The following is a 22,589-nucleotide window of genomic DNA, read 5'->3' on the forward strand; positions in this document are numbered from 1 at the left end:
CGTAATAAATTTGTAAAAATTAGTATTTTCTTTAAAATCACCAGCACTTTTCTATCAAAGGATACAACAATGAAAAATGGTGTTACTGCAACAGTAGAAGCTCTTTCTGCTCTTATTGCTTCAGGTAATCCTCTTTTTAAGAATGGTGCATTATGGACACCTCACCGCCCCATTCGTCCTGAAAAATCTGAAGGTGGTATTCCATTTCAACTCGAAACATCTTTTAAACCAGCGGGAGATCAACCTCAAGCCATTAAAACTCTGGTCGAGGGAATTCAAAAAAATGAACGTACACAAGTGCTTTTGGGTGTTACCGGCTCAGGGAAAACCTATACAATGGCCAATATCATTGAAAAAACACAGCGTCCAGCTTTAATATTAGCTCCCAATAAAACTCTAGCAGCGCAGCTTTATGGGGAATTTAAAAGTTTTTTTCCCCATAATGCCGTCGAATATTTTGTTTCCTATTATGACTATTATCAACCAGAAGCCTATGTTGCACGCTCAGACACTTATATTGAAAAGGAATCCTCAATTAATGAACAAATCGACCGTATGCGCCATGCTGCAACACGTGCTGTCTTAGAGCGTGATGACGTCATTATTGTCGCATCTGTATCCTGTATCTACGGAATTGGTTCAGTAGAAACTTATACTGCTATGACCTTCCAAATAGCAAAAGGGGACAAACTCAATCAACGAAAACTCTTGGCTGATTTAGTCTCTCAACAGTATTATCGACAAGATATCAATTTCATTCGTGGTTCCTTTCGTGTTCGAGGGGATACAATCGAAATTTTCCCTGCCCACCTCGAAGATCGTGCTTGGCGTATTTCGCTCTTTGGCGATGAAGTGGAAACAATTACGGAATTTGATCCTCTCACCGGACAAAAAACAGGCGATCTTCAATCAATTAAAATTTATGCCAACTCACACTACGTAATACCACGCCCAACACTTAACCAAGCGATGAAATCTATCAAAATGGAACTCGTTCAACGCCTCGATGAGTTGAACGAAGCTGGACGTCTTTTAGAAGCACAACGTTTAGAACAACGTACAGTTTTTGATTTGGAAATGTTGGAAACCACCGGTTCATGTCCGGGAATTGAAAATTATTCACGCTATTTAACGGGACGAAAACCCGGAGAACCACCACCAACCTTGTTCGAATACATTCCAAATAATGCTCTTGTTTTTATCGATGAAAGCCACGTAACCATTCCCCAAATTGGTGGCATGTACCGAGGTGACTTTCGTAGAAAAGCAACCTTAGCAGAATATGGTTTTCGCCTCCCTTCTTGTATGGATAACCGTCCTTTGCGCTTTGAAGAATGGGATGCTATGCGCCCACAAACGATTGCTGTCTCCGCAACACCTGGACGGTGGGAAATAGAACAATCTCACGGCACTTTTGCAGAACAAGTTATTCGCCCCACAGGGCTTGTTGACCCACCAACAGAGGTTCGTCCAGCCAAAAATCAAGTCGATGATGTTGTGAATGAAATTCGTAAAACAATTCAAAAAGGCTACCGTACATTAGTGACAGTTCTCACAAAGCGTATGGCCGAAGACTTAACTGAATATCTCCACGAACAAGGTATTCGTGTACGCTATATGCATTCTGACATTGATACATTAGAGCGCATTGAAATTCTACGCGATCTTCGGCTTGGCACCTTTGATGTCCTCATCGGTATTAACTTGCTCCGAGAAGGCTTAGATATTCCAGAATGTGGTTTTGTTGCCATTCTAGATGCCGATAAAGAGGGCTTTTTGCGCTCTGAAACTTCCCTCATACAAACAATCGGACGTGCTGCACGTAACGTAGATGGCCGTGTTATCCTCTATGCAGATACGATCACTGGTTCCATAAAACGAGCCTTACAGGAGACACAAAGACGTCGACAAAAACAAATAGCCTATAATGAAGAACACCATATCACACCGAAAAGTATCAAAAAAAATATCGGAGATATTCTCAATTCAGGCTATGAAAACAACCATATTCGTACAAATATCCCTGATGTCATCGAGAAAAAAAATATGGTTGGCAACAATTTAGCATCTCATATTAAACACCTCGAAAAATTAATGCATGAAGCAGCTGCTGATCTTAATTTTGAAGAAGCAGCACGTCTTCGCGATGAAATCAAACAATTACAAAAGATAGAACTAGAACTCGCGGAGAATCCCTTAACACATCATAGCGAACAATCCACCCATGAGCGCGTATTACAACCAAGTCTTTTCTCCAAACCAGACCTTGCACACATGGGACCAACCATGGACACTGGTATTTTGGAAAATCAAAAAGGAAAATCTCGTAAAAACACCCCTAATCAAGCAACAATAAAACGAAAAAAACGCAATCAATGAAGGAGCAAAAAATTTCAAACCGCATAAAATAATCTTCAGCTCTTCTAAAAAAAGACGAAAGCTCAAAAGCAAACAGCGTTATCCGAAAAATAGACAACCTCCAACATCAACGGTGCTTCAATTTGTCTAAAACAACATGAGAGAGAACATTTTATAAAAAATTTCTAAAATATATTATCTTTATACAGTTATACTCTGATATCTAACTCAATATTATTTATCCTTACAAGAAAATATTCAAATAGGACACTGTCCTATAACACAAATAAAGTAAAATAAGACTTTATCATAGCACCATAAGCCTATGATAAAAAATGATAACTTTTATTCATATCCCTATTGTTCAATTCATATTGTACCAAACAATAAAAAATTATCCCTAAATAAAGAGTTTATATTCCATAGTAAAAAATCGTGGACTCTCAATACAAACTTATTAATTAACCTCAAGCAGAGTACATTAATTGAAATCAAAATTCTGTTATGATTTCATTTTACTGTCTCCGCGATAGATTTAACTAAATAAATTTTTATTTTTTTGTCACAATAAAGTCCAAAATTGTTCAGGCTCTATTCAGTTTGAAACGTGTAGGATGTGAAAAATACGAATTTACACAAGGAGCATCATTATGAAAAAAGTGATCAGGTTAGCGGTATTATCAGCAATGTCAACTGTGACCGTTTTGATGCCGCTAAATGCAACGCTTGCGGATATGGCATGGAATCGTAGTGACTCTATCTCGAGAGAAATAGATGATATGATGAGGAAGATGCGTAAAGAAACAGATGATGCGATAAAGGAAATGAGGAAGAAAGCTGATATTCTGCCTTGCGGTTTTTCTCGCTCCCATTGTTCTGATAAAAAACGTAGCTTTTTATCTGATGATTTCCAAAAGTTTGTTGATGATTTCCACAAGAGTTCTGATGACGACAAGAGAAGATTTAAAGCCAAACATGAAAGGTCTGTAGCCAAACATAGTAAGACGGAACAACAACAACACCATCATCACCACCACCACCATTATCATCATGTTGAAAACAAAACATATCATTACGTCGAGCGCAAAAAGACAAAACACAGTAATATTCATATAGATAACTCAGGAGATGCTTTAGCGGTGGGTATTCTTGGTCTTGCAACAGGTACGATTCTTGGTACAATTTTAAAAAAACCAGAACAGCCACAAGTGGTTTATCAAATAGTACCACAAAATCAGGTAATTTATCAAAAAGTTCCGCAAAATCAAAGAGTTTATCAAGTGCAGCAAACGGTGGCATATGAGCCACTCCAGCAATCATTAGAATCTGATTGGCTTAACTATTGCAAGAAAAAATACCGTTCCTTTAACCCTAAAACAGGGACCTTTCGAGACCGTAATGGTTTGGAACACATTTGTTATGCCCCAATAAATTAACTTCTGTTCCGTCCTACTAAAAAGTCTTAAATGGCAAAAAAAAAACGCTTCAAAGCGTTTTTTATTTGCTCATATATTAAAATCTTGAAGAAAAGGATTATTTTGGCGCTCATAGCCTATGCTACTTTTGGGACCATGCCCACAGATAAAACAAACATCATCGCCTAAGGGTAAAACTTTTTCTCGAAGGGATTGCATCAATTTTTCATAAGAACAGAAGGGGAAGTCCGTACGTCCAATAGAACCACGAAAGAGAACATCACCCAAGAGGGCTAAGCGCTCTTTTTCATTGAAATAAATAACATGACCAGGGGAATGCCCCAGTGTATGTAAAACCCTAAACTCATGTCCAGCAAAATACACACACTCACCATCTTCTAACTATATCGAACAACGCACCACGATGCTTTCGGGTGTAAGCCATGATTTAAGAATCATTCTCACCCGTTTTAAACTTCAGCAAGCGTTAGCAAATACTGACTTTGATATCAAGCCGCTTGAACAAGATGTGAGCGACACGCAAAATATGTTAGAAGATTACCTTGCTTTTGCCCGTAGTGAAGAAAGTGAGTGTGTTAAAACTTTTGATTTAAATGCTCTTATGCAAAAATTCTCTACCGATGCGCATCTTCACAAACGTCAATTTTCCTACACCATTGAAAGCCCTACACCAATACAAGCACGCCCACGTGCCTTCACGCGTCTCATCAGCAATCTTGTGTCAAATGCATTTTGTCATGCCAATACTGTCAAACTAACAGCCATATCCCAACAAGAATGTTTCCCATATATCAAAAAAAGTTCCCGCAATATATTATATTTATACAGTTATAATATGATATCGAACTCAATATTTAGCCTCACAAGAGAGTAGTCAAACAGGACTGTATTCAATCACACAAATAAGGTTCTATCTTAGCACCATAAGCCTATAATAAAAAACGATAACTTTTGTTCATACACCTATTGTTCAATTCATATTGTATCAAGCAATAAAAAAGTACTCATCAATGAATAATTTATAACCAATAGTAAAAAATCTGGTGCTCTAAATACAAGCTGCTTAATTAACCTTAAGAAGAGTACATTAATTGAAATCAAAATTCTGTCATGATTTTATTTTACTGTATTGATAATAGTTTTAACTAAATGAATTTTTATTTTTTTGTCACAATAAAATCCAAAATTGTTCAGGCTCTATTCAGTTTGACACGTGTAGGATGTGAAAAATACGAATTTACACAAGGAGCATCATTATGAAAAAAGTGATCAGATTAGCGGTATTATCAGCAATGTCTACTGTAACCGTTTTGATGCCATTAGATCCAACGCTTGCGGATATGGCATGGTATCATAACTATGACATGAGAAGGGAGGCTGGTTTACCGTCTCACAATTTTAGCTCCCATTTTTCTCATAGTGAACATCACTCTTTTGATAACCCCCACACGCGTCATTATGTTAGCCATAAATGGGGAGCACAACAACACCATCATGTTGAACATAAGACATATCATTATGTCGAGCGCAAAAAGACAAAACACAGTAGTATTAATATAAATAACTCAGGAGAAGCTTTAGCAATGGGCATTCTTGCTCTTGCAGCAGGTGCACTTCTCGGCAAAATTTTTAAAAAATCAGAACAGCCACAAGTTGTTTATCAAACCGCACCACAGCATCAAATTGTATATCAACAGGTTCCACAAGAACAGATAATTTATGAAACTCCGCAAACGGTGGAATATGAGCCAGTACAACAATCATTAGAATCTGATTGGCTTCAATATTGCAAGAAAAAATACCGTTCTTTCAACCCTAAAACAGGAACTTTCCGAGACCGTAATGGTTTGGAACACGTTTGTTATGCCCCAATAAATTAACTTCTGTTCTGCTCTACTAAAAAGTCTTAAATGGCAAAAAAAACGCTTCAAAGCGTTTTTTTTATTTGCTCATATATTAAAATCTTGAAGAAAAGGATTATTTTGTCGCTCATAGCCTATGCTACTTTTGGGACCATGCCCACAGATAAAACAAACATCATCGCCTAAAGGTAAAACTTTTTCTCGAAGGGATTGCATCAATTTTTCATAAGAACAGAAGGGGAAGTCCGTACGTCCAATAGAACCACGAAAGAGAACATCACCCAAGAGCGCTAAGCGCTGTTTTTCATTGAAATAAATAACATGACCAGGGGAATGTCCTGGGGTGTGAAAAACCTTAAACACATGTCCAGCAAAATGAACGCACTCACCATCTTCTAACCATTGGTCAGGAATACAAATGCAAGCATCAGTGATGCCATAATTTTTTGCGCTTTCGCTCACGGCATCCATCACAGGCTTATCATCGCGATGTGAACCGATAATTTTTACATTAAGCGCTTCTTTCACTTGCATTGCTGCTCCTACATGATCAAAATGACCATGTGTTATCCAAATAGCCTCAACGATAACACCATTCTTTTCGATTACGTCTTGAATCCGCGGCCAATCACCACCAGGATCAACGAGAACCCCCGTTTTACATTCACTATCAAAAAGCAAAGTGCAATTTTGTTGGAATGTCGTAACTGGAATAATATGTATATTAAGACTACCCATAATATCCTTTTCAAAAATAACTTTTTTAAATTTATAAATAAAACTTTCTTTCCTTTAAGGTAAAGGTGCTGCTCGACAGCTTTATACAACTTATGTAAACTTGCATTTTGTGTAAACTAAATTTTTATCAAGGTTTTTTAAGAATGAGCAATCACGTTCAAGTTTTGTGTGACGATGCCCCTCACCTTCTTGTGATTGATGACGATACACGCATTCGCAATCTTTTATTTCAGTTTCTCATTAAAAATGGATTTCGTGTTTCAGTTTCAGCTAATGCGAATGAAGCAAGACGACTGTTAGCAAGTTTAGATTTTGATCTTCTTATTGTTGATGTCATGATGCCTGGCGAAAACGGTATTGATCTCACTCATTCACTCCGCCAAACAAAAGATGTCCCTATCTTTATGTTAACAGCTTTATCAGAAATAGACAATCGTATCCGTGGATTAGAAGCAGGGGCAGATGATTATCTGGCTAAGCCGTTTGACCCTCGTGAACTTCTCCTTCGCATCAACGCCATTTTACGACGTGGTTTTCCCCCTCACCAACCCAAAATTGAGCAAATAGTTTTTGGTCCTTATATATTTTCAATTTCACGACGCGAACTCAAAAAAGGAGGAGAAATTATTAAATTAACAGATAAAGAACAAGAAATGATGGTCATGTTTGCCGAAAATGCAGGCGATACAATTCCGCGCCATAAATTCGCGACCGATGACAGCAATATAAGTGAACGTGCCATTGATGTGCAGATCAACCGCCTTCGTCGTAAGATCGAAAAAAACCCAGCACTGCCTATATGGCTCCAAACCGTGCGAGGAATAGGGTATAAACTCTCTATTGAATAGGCACAAGAATGATCAAACCTTTAAGATTTTTTCTTCGATGGTTAACGAAAAAAATGCCTAAACGGCTTTATGCTCGCTCTTTGATCATTATCATTGCTCCCATGGTGCTTCTGCAAACGGTCATTGCTTATGTCTTTATGGAACGCCATTGGCAAATGGTAACGGAGCGTCTTTCAACGGCTGTCGTGCATGATATTTCAGCCATTATTGATATTCTTGAAACATATCCCCAACAAGATAACTATGAAGATATCAAGCGTATTGCACAACAACGTATGGGATTAAATATTTCTATTCTATCTCCTACCTCCTTACCCCCTCCAGGACCTAAGCCATTTTTTGCAATTCTTGACTATTTTTTAAGTGAAGAAATCACCCGCCAAATTAACCGTCCCTTCTGGATCGATACCGTAGGAGATTCTGATCTTGTTGAAATCCGTATCCACCTTGGTCACAACATTTTACGCGTCTTTGCTCCACGCAGCCAAGCCTATGCTTCCAATACTGCTATTTTTTTAAGCTGGATGGTAGGAACAGCTCTTGTTTTATTGCTGATAGCAATTTACTTTTTACGCAATCAAATCAAACCGATTCAACAATTGGCTGAAGCAGCAGAAAGCTTTGGACGCGGTCGTCCTTTACCAAAAGGATTTCAACCACAAGGAGCTGATGAAGTCCGTCGTGCAGGCATCGCTTTTTTACGCATGCGTGAACGTATTGAACGCCAAATTGAACAACGTACCATGATGCTCTCAGGAGTAAGTCATGATTTAAGAACCATTCTTACACGCTTTAAACTTCAGCTGGCATTAGTAAATACTGACTTTGATATTAAACCGCTTGAGCAAGATGTAAGTGACATGCAAAATATGTTAGAAGATTATCTTGCTTTTGCTCGTGGTGAAGGAAGTGAAAGTGTCAAGACTTTTGATTTAAATGCTCTTATGCAAAAATTCTCCGCCGATGCTCATCTTCACAAACGTCAATTTTCTTACACTATTGAAGGTCCTACAGAAATACAAGTACGTCCCCGTGCTTTTACACGCTTGGTCAGCAATCTTGTATCAAATGCATTTTGTTACGGCACGACTGTTAAACTAACCGCTAACTCTCAACAAGAATCTTTTATATTAATAATCGATGATAATGGACCTGGAATTCATAAAAATATGCGCACAGAAGTTTTTAAGCCATTCTTTCGACTTGATAAAGCGCGAAATCAAGATGCAAGTGGAACAGGACTTGGTCTTTCTATTGCTCAAGACATAGCACGCAGCCATGGTGGCAATATACAATTAGATGAGAGCCCACTCGGGGGAGTGCGCGCTATTCTTGATGTCCCCCTATGAGCAATATTTCCGCAAACCATCTGTAAAAATAACAGACTGCATATTTTAGGCATTCCCTACAGTTTCAAACAAAGTGTATTGCAGTGCCTTGTAAGCACTTTCTCCCGACAAAGCAACCATCTGAAATGCAACATAATGGCTTTCACAAGCTTTAAGTGCATGTATCAACAATGTTTCAACCTGTATATGAGATGGATGCATCCCACCAGCCAAAAGAAGACCTTGTCGATAAATGACTGAATTATTCCTTTGCCAGTAATCAAAATGTCCCAACAACAACTTTTCATTAATTGCTAGCAATAAGCGCTGTATTTCAGCTGTTCGAGCATTTTTAATAGAGAGATCAAACGAACAAGCTAAATGAAGTGCTTCATGCTCTTCCATCCATGAAAAAGCAAGACGATAGTTTGCGCGTTTTCCTTCCACACAAACGCTAATTTCATCTTGTGCATCCCGCTCAAACGACCAATCATATTCACAGGCAATCTGTTCGATAAAGTCAACAGGGTGCTCTTTTCTTTCTGTGGCGCAAAATGCAAGCCTCATCACAATCCTCAATCATCTTAAAACATTGTCAACAGAATATAAACCGTCTAAACTGTAACAATATTTTGCTACAATCAGAACCTTTACACCAAACAAATACACATAAAAACATCGACAGTACACAAACACCCAGAACACAATCGCGCTGTTTAGGGCAACCTGATAGTCATAAAACGAATCATCAAGTCTTTTCAGTGTATTGATACAATTTCATAGCGCCAGCCCCCCTGATTCAAAAAAATGTACTTTACCCCCAAAAAAAATCAAAAATAAACAAATGCTCCGCTCTAACAGACTCAAGATTAAGCATTTTTTAGTTTCACGCATCATATTGAAAAATTGGGGATATTTTTTTGAAGATTCTTTTTTTAAAACTATTTTACTTTTTTATGTCTGCGTTTTTTTTAATCATCTTTTTTTAAATCATCAAGGCGTCTTTTCAAATCAGCGTTATCAGCATGGATTTTCAGCACCATCTCCTTAAAAGTCTCAAACTCTTCGCGAGAAACAAGATCAAGTTTGTTTGCTATCTTTTCAGCCTGCACACGAAAAGCTGTTCCAGCTTCACGTCGTATGCCTTGCGCAACGTCAGCAGCATCCGTTGCTAATTTTGCTAATTCATCAAGAATACGATTTGATCCATTACGCATAACCTTTTTCCTTAAATTTTAATTATTGACGCACGCATTATAGCGTATTCTCATAACATTTAGATACTGTAATTTGTTCCTTTTACTCTATATTTTACATATTGTGCAGATTTTTCGTAATGATTTTGTTTAAGATTTTTTAATATTCCTTTTATCACCATATTTTTACCACGATAAATCAGTGGAAATCTCCCCCCCTTTCTGACTAGCCTCCCTACTGACTTGACCATTGTGTATTCATCTGTCATTTCTGATCATTAGAGTCACTTCATATTCATCTCGTATAATGTAAAATGCTTAATTCATGAACAATCTCGCCTGTCCAGCCATTGCTTTTCCGTCTTTTCTTGATCCTGTTATTATCCAGCTAGGTCCCGTAACACTTCATTGGTATGGACTTGGTTACGTGCTGGGTATTCTTTTTGCTTGGTGGTATGCGCAAAAATTATTAAAAAAAACATCTCTATGGTATAGAGGCCACCCTCCTATGGATAAAGAAAAGATCGGAGATTTTGTTGTCTGGTCTGCCATAAGTGTTGTTGTCGGAGGGCGTTTAGGACAAGTTCTTGTATGGGATCCCATTTACTATTTTAATCATCCAAGTGCTATTATTGCCGTATGGGATGGGGGAATGTCCTTTCATGGCGGACTTATTGGTATTATCATTGCTATGATCTGGTTTGCCCGTAAAAATCATATTAACATACGAGCCATGTTTGATATCATTGCTGCAGGTGCTCCTATTGGTATCGGCATTGTACGAATCTGCAACTTCATTAACCAAGAATTATGGGGTAATATTACTACACGTCCTTGGGCTGTTTGTTTTCCTCTCGATCCTTACTATTTACCGCGCCATCCAAGCCAGCTTTACGAAGCATTTATGGAAGGATTTCTTCTCTTCATCATCCTGTGTCTTCTTATTTTTGGGTTCAAAGCATTAAAACGTCCCGGTACTGTATCAGGAACATTTATTATAGGCTACGCAGTAACACGCAGCATTTCTGAAATTTACCGTGCGCCTCAAGAAGATCCAGAATGGTTTTCGACTCTTTTCCATTCTACTGGTTTTACCTATGGCATGGCTTTATCTCTTCCCATGCTTCTTGTAGGGTTTTATCTTCTTCTCCACGCCTTTAAATATAAATCGACAGAAAATGGCCAATCTCAAAGAAAAAATTAAAGAAATTATTGTCCTTAATGGACCAATCACTGTTAGCCAATATATGACGTTGGCACTCACCGATCCCCAATTTGGTTATTATCACACACAAACCCCTTTTGGACATGCTGGTGATTTCATTACAGCACCTGAAATAAGCCAATTATTTGGAGAGATGATTGGCATTTGGACTCTTGCAAGCTGGAAAGCTCAAGGGTGCCCTCACCCTTTTATTCTCGCTGAAATAGGTCCAGGACGAGGAACTTTGATGGATGACATTTTGCGAACTATCCAAAAGCTCTCTCAAACGGCATTTAATGCTGCTGAAATTTTTCTGATCGAAATAAGCAAAAAACTTGCAAAAGAACAAAAAAAACGCCTTTTCTCTTATCAAAAACAAATCCATAGCATTGAAAATTTTAATCAAATTCCTTCAAAACCTCTCTTCCTCATTGCTAATGAATTTCTCGATACACTCCCTATCAACCAATATATTAAAGTCAATGGAGAATGGAAAGAGCGCCGCATTACAGTCAATCAAAATGGAGATTTCATCTTTATTGCTGCCCCGCATAAACTTCCCTCTTCTTGTCTACAAACCTATTGTTCTAAAGTGCCTGACGGAACAATTTTTGAACATGCCCCCTTACGGCATCAATTCATGCAACAAATCAGCCACCATTTAGTGCAAGTGACAGGTTCTGCTTTACTTATCGACTATGGTGCTTGTGAGCTTGCCTTTGGCGATACCCTGCAAGCACTCTCAAAACATAGATTTCGTGATGTTTTTGATGCCCCTGGTGAACATGATTTAACATCCCATGTTGATTTTTCTTTTTTAAAAAACATAGCTCTTGAACAGGGCTGTTTTGCTGAAATCTTAGAGCAAGGAGAATTTCTTTTTAAAATGGGGCTACTGGAGCGCGCAAACCAGCTTGGAGTTGGCAAAAGTGCTCCTTTGCAAGACAAAATCCGCCAAGACATCGAACGGCTCGCTAGTCCAGATCAGATGGGAAAATTATTTAAAGTTTTACATTTCAGTGATAAAAATATCTCCATACCTCCCCAATTTTAATGATCGGCGCTTTTGTCAATAAGCACATCATTATCTGAAATATTCATTGACAAATATGAACATCTCCATCCTCACTTTAAATAATCTCCATAAGGAACTTTTATGAAATCTATCCCTCATCCCATTCTTGCAAAAAATCTTTCTACTTTACACCCCCATGGAATAAAACATGGATTTTTTACACGTCAAGGTGGTGTTTCAAAAAATCTTTATCATAGTCTTAATGTTGGGAAAGGTTCAAATGATCAACTTGAATATGTTGTACAGAATCGTCTTTTGATTGCCAATTATTTTTCTATTGAAGCGCAAAATTTAGTCACAGTTAATCAAATACACTCCTGTAACGTTGTCGTAGCTCATCAAGCAGCTATCGGTGCACCTCCTCAAGCTGATGCTCTGGTTACAACCACCCCAGAACTCGTTATTGGGGTTCTTACAGCAGATTGCGGACCCATTCTGTTTGCTGATCCACAAGCTAGAGTCATCGCTGCAACTCATGCCGGCTGGCGCGGAAGCTTAAATGGAATTATCGAGAAAACAATTGCTGTTATGGAAAAACAAGGAGCCAAAAGACAATCAATAACAGCAGTCCTTGGACCTTGTATTGGCCCCTATCACTATGAAGTAACAAATGAATTTTACGACCAATTTATTGATTACCACAGCAAATACCAAAAATATTTTTTAAAAACAGACAAAATAAATCGCTTTTATTTTAATCTATGGGCATTTATTATAAACCAACTCAAAGAAGCAGGTGTTAATGCTTCTTGTGTAGAGCTTTGTACCTATCAAGATGAACAGCGTTTTTTCTCCTATCGCCGTGCAATACACCGCAACGAACCCGATTACGGACGGCAGATTTCTGCTATTATGCTGAAAAACAAAAGATGAGCCCCTTTATGCTTGAGAACAATACCAAAACTGCAAAACTAAACTTTTTACCCAAATGTAAAAATAAATCCCATTGTACTTTGCTTTTTTCACGAAATTATCTAGCAGCCCATAAAATATGATAGCCTTCGCTATGCTCATTTTCAATGTTTGGTTATAATGATTGAAGGCAAGATGATACTTCTTTTTATTACTCCCCTTCATTCATCTTAAATATGAAGCATTCCCCATATTGAAAGTATTTTTATAAAGTAATAACCAAAAAGCTTAATCAATATGTATTTCTTTGCCGCATGGAGAAAAACTTTGCTCTAAAAGTAATAAACTTTTGGAAAAAGAGAAAACATACTGCATAGCTCTTTAATAATAATCGATAAAATTGTAAGGCTTTTGTAATTGTTCTCTTGCAATTTAATAAAAAGAAATTAAAAACCGTGTCGCATTCCCACCATGATGATTCAGAGGTTCTACTATGAAACTTTTCTGCGGAAATTCTAATCCACGCCTAGCTGAAGATGTTGCAAATTATTTGAACATCCCCTTAGGCAAAGCAACTGTAAAGCGCTTTGCTGATCAAGAAATTTTCGTAGAACTGCATGAAAATGTACGTGGACAAGATGTTTTTGTTTTGCAATCTACATCCTATCCCGCAAATGATCATTTGATGGAATTACTCATCATGATTGATGCCCTTCGTCGTTCTTCTGCGCGTCGTATTACAGCTGTTATCCCCTATTTTGGCTATGCCCGCCAAGATAGAAAACCAGGACCACGAACTCCTATTTCTGCAAAACTTGTTGCCAACCTCATTACTGAAGCAGGGGCCCATCGTGTTTTAACATTGGACCTTCATGCAGGACAAATTCAAGGTTTTTTTGATATCCCTACGGATAATCTCTATGCTGTTCCTGTCATTTCTCGCGATGTCAAAGTGCATTATTCTCTTGAAAATGTTATCGTTGTTTCACCTGATGTGGGTGGTGTGGTGCGCGCGCGCGCGCTCGCCAAGCGCTTGAACAGTTTGCTCGCTATTGTGGATAAACGTCGCGAAAGCCCCGGTGAATCAGAAGTTATGAATATCATTGGAGATGTATCGGGAAAAGATTGCCTTTTGCTTGATGATATTGTTGATTCAGGTGGAACTTTATGCAATGCAGCAAGTGCTCTGCTTAAACATGGTGCCAATAGTGTCACAGCTTATATCACGCACGGTGTTCTTTCTGGTAATGCAATCGAGCGAATTGCCAATTCAGAGATGAAAGAATTGGTTATTACAGATTCAATTATGCCAACACAAGCTATTGAGAAAACCCATAATATTCGTGTTTTGCCCATTGCCGACCTTATGGGAGAAGCAATAGCAAGGACAGCAGCAGAACAATCGGTTTCCAGCTTATTTGGTTAAAGTGGTTCCTTGGGGTCTCCCGGCGCTGTTTCAACACCAAGATCAGGAAAGGCAACAATACGTTGACCACTAAAATGCGTGTGAATAACAATAAGTCCACGCTCTTCAAAGTAGGTTAAAAGTCGGCGTGCACGGCTTAAAGAATGAGTCCCATAAAGGCGTGCTAAAAATGCATCAGATGGACAAGGCTTTCCCCCTAATGCGGCCTGTGCCACGTTCAAGAAGACTCCTTGAACATCTTCTTCCAAACTTTCTGATATCTGCAAAATATGTTTCCAATGTTCACTGACAGCCGTTTGTTCATCAACAAAAGCCTGAGCAATAGCCAATTTACGCCGAAATTGTGAAAGATTAAAAGGAACCTTTGACATACCATGGATACGACAACGAACTGAAAAATCTTGATAAAGCACCGCTGTTGAACGATAAAAAGCTTCAGAATCCTCAAGAATTTCCCGAATAATATGTTCTGCTTGCCCGTCACGCTCAACATCAGAAAGTTCAGGAAATAAACTTGGGTTTTCTTCTAACAACTCTTGTTTTTTATGCACGACCTCCTCTAACATCTCGTGCATTGACTTTTCCCTCATCGGCTCTCGTGTTTGTTTAAATGGTGTTAAAATTTCCTCTGGTGAAGCAGTAAAAACGAGCTCTTGCACATCATCCCGCTCTGTTGGAAGTGGCATTAATTTAGGGCTAGAAGAGCGTGCCAAAGTTTCAACAGAACCGATAATGATTGGTAAGGGACGTCGTGATAAAGCAGGGCCTAAAGCTATAAAATTTCCCCGTTCAAGATCTCTAAACATTTCCGCTTGGCGACGCTCCATTCCTAAGAGATCAGCAGCACGCACCATATCAATATCTAAAAAAGTCCGCCCTATTAAAAAATTTGAAGCTTCAGCAGCAACATTTTTGGCAAGCTTAGCCAAACGTTGTGTCGCAATAACACCAGCAAGACCACGTTTACGTCCTCGACACATAAGATTGGTCATAGCACTAAGAGAAATCTTACGTGCTTCATCAGAAACTTCTCCTGCCGCAGTTGGAGCAAACAATTGTGCTTCATCGACAACGACAAGCATAGGATACCAATAATCACGTTCCACATCAAACAGTGCCCCAAGAAAAGCCCCAACAGCACGCATCTGTTGTTCAGTATCCAAGCCTTCAAGATTAAATACCACCGAAACCCGATGTTGTCGAATGCGATGGGCAATACGAGTCAACTCTAATTCACTACGTTGAGCCTCTACAATAACATGACCAAATTTATCTGCCAAAGTTACAAAATCGCCTTCTGGATCAATTACACAATGCTGCACCCACTTAGCACTTTGCTCCAGAAGACGGCGTAAAAGATGTGATTTCCCTGAACCAGAATTACCTTGTACAAGAAGACGTGTCGCCAATAATTCTTCCAAATCAAGAAGTGCTGGCATCGATTTATGCAAAGCACGACTTTCTGACATCTCACCCAAGGCAATCTCAACCTTCATAACATCTCCAGTGTTTGATTTTGAACATATCAGTGCCAGCACATATTGGTTGATTCTCCATCCACACCGTAATTTGTAACATTTCCTCCTTTTTAACGGTAGAAATCATCGATTTTTCCCACAACTCTTGCATCTATGAATAGTTTGAACTATAGAACAAACTTCTGCGTAGACACCCTTGGAGGCAACGTAGAATGGAGTGATCGCTGTTGGTTAGCGCATATCTTCATATCCATGCAAAAACTATTACTGTTTTTGAAGGATCTCCAATCATGTAAAAAGGACTTAAATTATGAGCAAAAGCTACACTCTTAAGGCCGAAAAACGCGAGCGGGTTGGTAAGGGGTCCTCCCGTGAACTTCGCCGCAACGGTCTTATTCCTGCTGTCATTTATGGTGAAAAACAACCACCTTTGGCAATAACAGTTCCCTATAAAGAAATTTTCTACAAAATTCATGCTGGTGGTTTTCGCACCACCATTGCAACGATTATTCTTGACAAGCAAAAAATTATGGTTTTGCCAAAAGATTATCAATTAGATCCCGTGCGTGACTTTCCCCTCCATGTAGACTTTTTGCGCATTTCAGCAAAATCGGTTGTAGAAGTGAATATTCCTGTCCACTTCCTCAATGAAGATACGGCACCTGGACTTAAAAAGGGTGGTGTCCTCAATATTGTTCGGCACGAAATTGAATGTACAGCTCCAGCAAGTGCTATTCCTGAAGCTATTGAAATTGATCTCTCCAGCTACTCTATTGGTGATTCTATTCACATTTCAGCAGTGCAACTGCCAAAAGATGTGACTCCCATCATCCAAGATCGAGACTTTACCATTGCAACCATTGCAGCTCCTGCTGGCATGGATGTCAGCGATGAAACTTCTGAACAAGAAAATGATGAAGAAGACACACAAACTTCATAAAACTCAAAAGGCGGGAATTTTTCCGCCTTAATCTATGAGACATTACCCTTACTCATACTTTGACTGAAGATACACATGTGGCTTATTGCTGGTCTTGGCAATCCTGGTTTACAATATCAAAATAACCGCCATAATATCGGTTTTATGGCTGTTGATGCCATTTATCAGTCCTTCTCTTTTTCTCCATGGTCAAAGAAGTTTCAAGCAGAAATCTCCAATGGTTTCATAAATAATGAGAAAATTTTTCTTATAAAACCACAAACTTTCATGAATCTTTCTGGTCAAGCTATCGGTGAAGCTTTGCGATTTTATAAATTAGATTTAAAGAATTTGATCATCATTTATGATGAACTAGACCTGTCACCGGGGAAAGTTCGTATAAAAATTGGTGGAGGACATAATGGGCATAATGGCATTAAGTCTATTGATGCCCATTGTGGTACTGACTATTGTCGTATACGCATAGGAATTGGTCATCCTGGAAGCAAAGAACTTGTTCATCAGCATGTCCTGGGAAATTTTACCAAATCTGATCAAGAATGGTTATCCCCTCTCTTAGAGACAATTGCAAAAAATATCGCTCTCCTTATAAAAGATGATAAATCCCTCTTTATGAATGAAGTTTCACAAACGATAAAACACAATCAGAACCATTGGCTTGCGTGTCCCAGTCGCGTGAAGAATATGGATAAGAACTCTTAAAAAAATCCTCTTATAAACTTTCTCAAAGGCAAAATCTGTTGGCAACGTGAGAAGCTAGAAAATAGAACAGAATACAAGCTTGTATACATCTTTGAAAAAGAAAGGCTTATATTCTCTTTTGAGAGAAAGAGAAGATTGAACAGCAAACACAGCTCTCTCCAATCTTCTCCCCTAAATTAAAAAAAATCATTTGGCTGAATGGTCGACTGTAGCGGATCGTAACCATTTGATTGTTGACTATAAACTGTAGGAATACTCCTATTGTTTTGCAATACCACAACACGCGAACCAATGGGAACACGATCATAAAGATCGATAATATCTTGATTAAGCAAACGGATACACCCACTTGAAATAGCACGCCCAATTGACCACGATTCGTGTGAGCCATGAATACGGAAAAGTGTATCTTTCCCATTTTTGAACAAATAAAGTGCCCGCGCACCTAATGGATTATCGGGCCCTGGTGGCATTCCTTTCCCAAGATGACCATAACGTTCTGGTTCTCGAGCCATCATAGCTGCAGTAGGAGCCCAATTTGGCCACCGACGCTTGCGCTGTATAACCCCCTCACCTTCAAATGCTAGGCCTTCTTTACCGACACCAATCCCATAACGCAAAGCTTTTCCATTTTCACCAATAAGGTAAAGAAAACACTCTTGCGTATCTATAACCAATGTTCCAGGCGCATAAGATGTATAATAAATCACCTCTTGTCGCCAATATTTTGGATCAATTGTCGCAAGATCAACAGCAGGTAACGAATAGGTCTCATTCGTTACAGGACCATACAAAGCCTGTATTTCTGGTGGAATGTATCGAACTTGTTGAAAAGGTACCGATGACATATCTGACTGACGTGTAGCACATCCAGCCAAAGCCAAAAGTGCTGCAATTAAAAAGGCACAACGAGATAACACTCTTCTATTTTCTCCGATTAATTATTTATGCAGATTTGCATACCATGAAAAACTTAGCACAATATTAACATTAATTCGAAGTTTTCTTATCCTTGTAACTAAGGAGAACAATAAGGTAAGAAGAACTAAGGTAAAAAAGTAGATACCTATTACTTTAGACTTTTTTCTCACTTATCGCAAGACCAGGACTATAACTCTTCTGAAAATATGCTATAAAAAGGAAGCTTTATCTTGACCATAAAATTAATAGAAAAGAAAGACTCTCATGGGCTTTAAATGCGGTATTGTCGGATTACCTAATGTCGGGAAATCAACTCTTTTTAATGCATTAACAAAAACAGCCACTGCACAGGCTGCCAATTATCCTTTTTGTACCATTGAACCCAATACCGGAGAAGTTGCTGTTCCAGATTTACGAATGGAAAAAATTGCATCAATCGCTGGTTCAAAAGAAATGATTCCTACACGCATTAATTTCGTCGATATTGCGGGACTTGTGCGAGGAGCTTCAAAAGGCGAAGGTTTAGGAAACAAGTTTTTAGCCAATATTCGCGAAGTCGATGCTATTGTCCACGTTTTACGCTGTTTTCAAAATGAAGATATTACCCATGTAGAGGGACGTATTGATCCTGTTTGTGATGCGACAACGGTTGAAACCGAACTCATGCTTGCGGATCTTGAAAGTCTTGAGAGACGAATCATACAAATCCGTAAACGAGCAACCGGAAAAGACAAAGAAGCTCTCACAATTTTACCTATTATGGAAAAAGCATTAAACATACTGCAACAGGGAACCCCTGTCCGGTTATTACTCAAAGATATTTCTTCCGATGAACACCACATTCTTAAGAGTTTGAATCTTTTAACCTCCAAGCCTGTACTTTATGTTTGTAATGTAAGCGAAAATGACGCCGCTCGTGGAAATAGCTTTACCCAAACAGTTGAAAAAATGGCAACAGAGCAAAATGCGCAAAGCATTATCATTTCTGCTTCTATCGAAGCGGAAATTACACAACTGAGTGATGCTGAAGCATCAGAATATCTCAATGCGCTAGGACTCTTTGAACCGAGTCTCAATCGCCTCATTCGCGCTGGTTACCGTTTACTTGATCTCATTACTTACTTCACCTGTGGGCCTAAGGAAACACGAGCATGGACAATTACGCGTGGTACAAAAGCTCCCCAAGCAGCTGGTATTATTCATTCAGATTTTGAGCGCGGTTTCATTCGTGCCCAAACCATCAGCTATAATGACTATATTGCTCTGGGTGGAGAAAGCGGTGCAAAGGAAGCAGGAAAAGCCCGCGATGAAGGAAAGGAATACATTGTGCAAGATGGCGATATCATGTTATTTAAACATAATACTTAAATCTTCACTCTGTCTTAATAGTTTATCTTGAAAACTTTGGTAATAGCTCCTTGGAATCTTGTCGCAAAAATTCTCAAGAGTTTTTAGAACAAAAAAACTGTTGCTAGCATATGATTGTGATAGCAACAGCTTGGTCCATTAAAGAATAGAAATATAAAATTAGCGTGTCCAACGCCCTTCGTATTTAAATGTTGGAGCGTTCTTTAAAGAATCTTTTGTCGCATTTGTAATAAGTTTCCATTTACCATAATCATTTGTCATCTGGATTGTTTCTGGAGAAACGACCACATAACTCTCGCCTATGCCAAGAAAACCACCAACAGCAATAACAAATCCTGCAATATTATTTTCACGTAAAATAATATCTTTTACTTCACCAATATTTTCATCTTCTATATTATATACATTGGCGCCTATAAGACTGGAAGCAACAAAATCCGTTGCTAAAGGTGTCACATAACGCACAGACTTATCTATCCCCACCTGTACAATACCCGTCGAAGAGATCATTTCAGGTTTTGAAGGCACTTCAAAAGACTGAGCATAAGTACTAGAAACCATCAAAATTGACATAAGAGTAGTACATGCAATTTTTTTCATTTTAACATCTCCATTTTTACTTTGCTTTTACTTTATAAAACCTCAATGCATCATAAAAAGATTTGTTCCTTATGCTCTTTATACTCTATACTCTTTTGAGCCTTATCGCTTTACCCTTTTCTCTTTATTTCGTCTTTTATTTCTTTCTCTAATTCTTCTTCTAAACCACACCAAATACGATTTTTTAAAATATAAACAAACCCTGCAAAAATGATTAAAAATAAAATAACACGAAAACCGGTTTTTTTACGAATTTCCATATGAGGATCGGCAGCCCACATCAAAAAAGCAGAAACATCGCGCGCATAATGTTCAATGATTTCTGGGGTTCCATCTTCATAAGCAACCATACCATCACTCAAAGGAGGAGCCATAGTTAAAGAATTACCGGCAATAAAATAAGGATTATACCAATAACCATTCGCAATTTTTATCTCCTTCGGTGCCTTCTGATATCCTGTTAAAAGAGCTGTAATATAATCTGGACCAGCTGTATCATAATGAGTCAATGCATCAGTAATTAAAGCAGGAAACGGCAAAGATACCCCACGTGCACGTGCTATCAATGTCAAATCTGGAGGATAAGCACTATTCAAAATAAATCTTGCTTCTTCTTCATGTGAAAAGGGAGAAGGAAAATAATCCGTTGCAACCCCAGCACGTTTAAAAAATTTTCCTTCTCGATTAGGACCATCGCGCACTTCATATTGCCCCGCCAAAGCTTTGATCTGTTCTTGATCATACCCAAGATCTTTTAAATTGCGAAAAGCCACATATTTTAGCCCATGGCAGCTGGAACAAACTTGTCTATAAACCTTTAATCCGCGCCTCAATTGCGCCTTATCATAAAGCCCAAATGGACCTGAAAAACTCCATTCTTGTTTTTTAGGAACCTGTAAAGGAAAAGAAATAAATCCTTCTTCCTGATCAGAGGCATCACTCGCTAAACTCTGAGCAGAAAAACTCATAGCAACAATAACAACCAGCCCGACAAAAACATTTACCATAGTCTCTTTTTTTTCTGTTTTAAATCTTGCATAATTGAAGAAGGAAGAGAACAATTTTTTTCAAACGCTGGCAAAATCGGCAAAATAACCAAAAAAAATATAAAATAATAAACCGTAGCCAATTGTGTCCATAAAAGAATTTTGTCACTTATTTCTCTTGACCCCAACCAACCAAGAAAAACGACATCAATAACCAACGCCCAAAAGAAAATTTTATAAACAGGTCGATATCTTGCTGAACATATTTTAGAGCGGTCTAACCATGGCACAAAAATTAAAATGCAAATCGAACTGACGAATAAAACAAAGCCAACAAAGTTTGAAGAGAAAATACCGATATCAAAAGTTATAGCACGAAGCATCGCATAAAAAGGCAAAAAATACCATTCTGGAACCACACGAAGAGGTGCCTTTAAAGGATCTGCCACACTATAATTTTCAGCCTGCCCCATATAATCGGGCATATAAAACAAAAACCAGGCAAAGAAGATGAGAAAAACAGTAATAGCAAAAATATCTTTGATAAGCGCATAAGGCGAAAATGGAACTGTTTCCTTATCTGATTGTATAGCAAGACCCGTTGGATTGCCTTGCCCAACACAATGAATTGCCCAAATATGCAGCCCCACAAAAAGAAGCAAAATAAATGATAAAACATAATGGAAAACATAAAAACGATTCAACGTTGGTTGTCCTACGACATAACCACCCAGAAGTGTCTCATGCAACCATGTCCCCACCAAAGGTATCGTTTTTAAAAGCCCTGCAATCACTGAAGCCGCTGAAATAGACATCATCCCCCAAACAAGCACATAACCAAAAAATGCTATTGCCATCATGATGATATAAATAAAAATACCTGTAACCCATACCATTTCTCGCATATTTTTATAAGAACCATAATAAAGTCCACGTGCCAAATGGATATAAACAGCAATAAAAAAAAACGAAGAGCCTACACAATGCCATGGACGAAAAAGCCAACCAAACTGCCCTTCACGCCGAAATCGTTCACTGGTTTCAAAAGCCAAATGAATATCCGGAACATAATGCATAGCCAAGACAATACCAGTCAAAAGCTGTGACACAAGCATAATGGTCAAAATACCGCCAAATGTATAAAAGTAATTAAGATTACGCGGAACAGGAAAAATCACAAATGCATTATAAAAAAAACGAGGAAGAGGAAAACGCTTATCAAACCAACGGGCAAGTGCATTTTTAGGACAATAAGGAGAAAACCTTGTCAT

20 protein-coding genes and 2 pseudogenes are annotated in these 22,589 nt (G+C 38.4%); 13 read left to right on the forward strand and 9 right to left on the reverse strand.

Translation table 11 applies throughout. The annotated features are described in order from the left end of the window. Positions 1-69 precede the first annotated feature (69 nt). Positions 70-2,379: an excinuclease ABC subunit UvrB gene (uvrB, locus tag ACFINR_RS00650; RefSeq protein WP_375652298.1), complete on the forward strand. Its 2,310-nt coding sequence runs from the start codon at positions 70-72 to the stop codon at positions 2,377-2,379. Positions 2,380-3,008: 629 nt separating this feature from the next. Beyond that, entirely contained in the window at positions 3,009-3,794 is a 786-nt protein-coding gene (locus tag ACFINR_RS00655; RefSeq protein ID WP_375631656.1) for a BA14K family protein, read from the forward strand. Between the two features lie 69 nt (positions 3,795-3,863). Here the strand turns inward: ACFINR_RS00655 and ACFINR_RS00660 are convergent. After that, positions 3,864-4,175 (reverse strand): annotated as a pseudogene (locus tag ACFINR_RS00660) (MBL fold metallo-hydrolase); the annotation flags it as partial. A gap of 4 nt (positions 4,176-4,179) precedes the next feature. On the opposite strand from ACFINR_RS00660, the pseudogene ACFINR_RS00665 reads away from it, so the two are divergent. Then, positions 4,180-4,578: pseudogene (locus ACFINR_RS00665) on the forward strand (sensor histidine kinase); the annotation flags it as partial. 472 nt (positions 4,579-5,050) lie between these two features. Beyond that, positions 5,051-5,674 carry a BA14K family protein gene (locus ACFINR_RS00670; RefSeq protein ID WP_375620700.1) on the forward strand — a complete coding sequence of 208 codons (624 nt, stop codon included), beginning with the start codon at positions 5,051-5,053 and terminating at the stop codon, positions 5,672-5,674. A gap of 69 nt (positions 5,675-5,743) precedes the next feature. Here the strand turns inward: ACFINR_RS00670 and ACFINR_RS00675 are convergent, their stop codons facing one another. Further along, positions 5,744-6,394 carry an MBL fold metallo-hydrolase gene (locus tag ACFINR_RS00675; protein ID WP_375631652.1) on the reverse strand — a complete coding sequence of 217 codons (651 nt, stop codon included), beginning with the start codon at positions 6,392-6,394 and terminating at the stop codon, positions 5,744-5,746. Positions 6,395-6,537: 143 nt separating this feature from the next. Here ACFINR_RS00675 and ACFINR_RS00680 point away from each other — a divergent pair, with 143 nt between their 5' ends. Both ACFINR_RS00680 and ACFINR_RS00685 read left to right on the forward strand, forming a co-directional pair. Beyond that, positions 6,538-7,242 carry a response regulator gene (locus ACFINR_RS00680; protein WP_375612976.1) on the forward strand — a complete coding sequence of 235 codons (705 nt, stop codon included), beginning with the start codon at positions 6,538-6,540 and terminating at the stop codon, positions 7,240-7,242. An 8-nt stretch (positions 7,243-7,250) separates the two neighbouring features. Continuing rightward, positions 7,251-8,591 (forward strand): ATP-binding protein, encoded by a 1,341-nt coding sequence (locus ACFINR_RS00685; protein ID WP_375631648.1) that lies wholly within the window; start codon positions 7,251-7,253, stop codon positions 8,589-8,591. A 45-nt stretch (positions 8,592-8,636) separates the two neighbouring features. Here ACFINR_RS00685 and ACFINR_RS00690 read toward each other — a convergent pair whose 3' ends face one another. Together ACFINR_RS00690 and ACFINR_RS00695 are read right to left on the reverse strand one after the other, a co-directional pair. Next, positions 8,637-9,137, reverse strand: coding sequence for a YbjN domain-containing protein (locus ACFINR_RS00690; RefSeq protein ID WP_273724125.1), 501 nt, complete (start codon positions 9,135-9,137; stop codon positions 8,637-8,639). A 404-nt stretch (positions 9,138-9,541) separates the two neighbouring features. Continuing rightward, positions 9,542-9,787, reverse strand: a complete 246-nt coding sequence (locus ACFINR_RS00695; protein WP_273791228.1) for an accessory factor UbiK family protein — start codon at positions 9,785-9,787, stop codon at positions 9,542-9,544. Positions 9,788-10,091: 304 nt separating this feature from the next. Here ACFINR_RS00695 and lgt point away from each other — a divergent pair, with 304 nt between their 5' ends. From lgt to ACFINR_RS00715, 4 genes are all read left to right on the forward strand, one after another. After that, positions 10,092-10,970: a prolipoprotein diacylglyceryl transferase gene (gene lgt, locus ACFINR_RS00700; RefSeq protein WP_375652299.1), complete on the forward strand. Its 879-nt coding sequence runs from the start codon at positions 10,092-10,094 to the stop codon at positions 10,968-10,970. Beyond that, positions 10,945-12,024, forward strand: a complete 1,080-nt coding sequence (locus tag ACFINR_RS00705; protein ID WP_375652300.1) for a class I SAM-dependent methyltransferase — start codon at positions 10,945-10,947, stop codon at positions 12,022-12,024. Before lgt ends, ACFINR_RS00705 begins: the two co-directional genes overlap by 26 nt. Before the next feature lie 102 nt (positions 12,025-12,126). After that, entirely contained in the window at positions 12,127-12,918 is a 792-nt protein-coding gene (gene pgeF / locus ACFINR_RS00710; protein ID WP_375652301.1) for a peptidoglycan editing factor PgeF, read from the forward strand. A 472-nt stretch (positions 12,919-13,390) separates the two neighbouring features. Beyond that, positions 13,391-14,323, forward strand: a complete 933-nt coding sequence (locus tag ACFINR_RS00715; protein WP_375606345.1) for a ribose-phosphate pyrophosphokinase — start codon at positions 13,391-13,393, stop codon at positions 14,321-14,323. Here the strand turns inward: ACFINR_RS00715 and ACFINR_RS00720 are convergent. Next, entirely contained in the window at positions 14,320-15,819 is a 1,500-nt protein-coding gene (locus tag ACFINR_RS00720) for a helicase HerA domain-containing protein (protein ID WP_375611181.1), read from the reverse strand. The genes ACFINR_RS00715 and ACFINR_RS00720 overlap by 4 nt on opposite strands. Before the next feature lie 292 nt (positions 15,820-16,111). Between ACFINR_RS00720 and ACFINR_RS00725 the strand changes: the two genes are divergently transcribed. Both ACFINR_RS00725 and pth read left to right on the forward strand, forming a co-directional pair. Beyond that, positions 16,112-16,741: a 50S ribosomal protein L25/general stress protein Ctc gene (locus ACFINR_RS00725; RefSeq protein ID WP_375611180.1), complete on the forward strand. Its 630-nt coding sequence runs from the start codon at positions 16,112-16,114 to the stop codon at positions 16,739-16,741. A 75-nt stretch (positions 16,742-16,816) separates the two neighbouring features. Continuing rightward, positions 16,817-17,443, forward strand: a complete 627-nt coding sequence (pth, locus tag ACFINR_RS00730) for an aminoacyl-tRNA hydrolase (RefSeq protein ID WP_375620694.1) — start codon at positions 16,817-16,819, stop codon at positions 17,441-17,443. 176 nt (positions 17,444-17,619) lie between these two features. Here the strand turns inward: pth and ACFINR_RS00735 are convergent, their stop codons facing one another. Then, complete coding sequence (locus tag ACFINR_RS00735; RefSeq protein ID WP_375611178.1) at positions 17,620-18,363, reverse strand: L,D-transpeptidase; 744 nt, start codon at positions 18,361-18,363, stop codon at positions 17,620-17,622. 265 nt (positions 18,364-18,628) lie between these two features. Between ACFINR_RS00735 and ychF the strand changes: the two genes are divergently transcribed. After that, positions 18,629-19,732, forward strand: coding sequence for a redox-regulated ATPase YchF (ychF, locus tag ACFINR_RS00740; RefSeq protein WP_375652302.1), 1,104 nt, complete (start codon positions 18,629-18,631; stop codon positions 19,730-19,732). 159 nt (positions 19,733-19,891) lie between these two features. On the opposite strand, the gene ACFINR_RS00745 is transcribed toward ychF, so the two are convergent. The 3 genes from ACFINR_RS00745 to ACFINR_RS00755 form a co-directional block, all read right to left on the reverse strand. Then, entirely contained in the window at positions 19,892-20,332 is a 441-nt protein-coding gene (locus tag ACFINR_RS00745; protein WP_375611176.1) for a PRC-barrel domain-containing protein, read from the reverse strand. 110 nt (positions 20,333-20,442) lie between these two features. Continuing rightward, positions 20,443-21,339, reverse strand: a complete 897-nt coding sequence (locus ACFINR_RS00750) for a cytochrome c1 (protein ID WP_375631636.1) — start codon at positions 21,337-21,339, stop codon at positions 20,443-20,445. Continuing rightward, a complete protein-coding gene (locus ACFINR_RS00755) occupies positions 21,333-22,589 on the reverse strand; it encodes a cytochrome bc complex cytochrome b subunit (RefSeq protein WP_375612985.1) in 1,257 nt (418 codons plus the stop codon). The genes ACFINR_RS00750 and ACFINR_RS00755 overlap by 7 nt, the downstream gene beginning before the upstream one ends.

Origin of the sequence: Bartonella sp. AP19HLJMH (genome assembly GCF_042196245.1) — a bacterium.
Lineage (GTDB): Bacteria > Pseudomonadota > Alphaproteobacteria > Rhizobiales > Rhizobiaceae > Bartonella.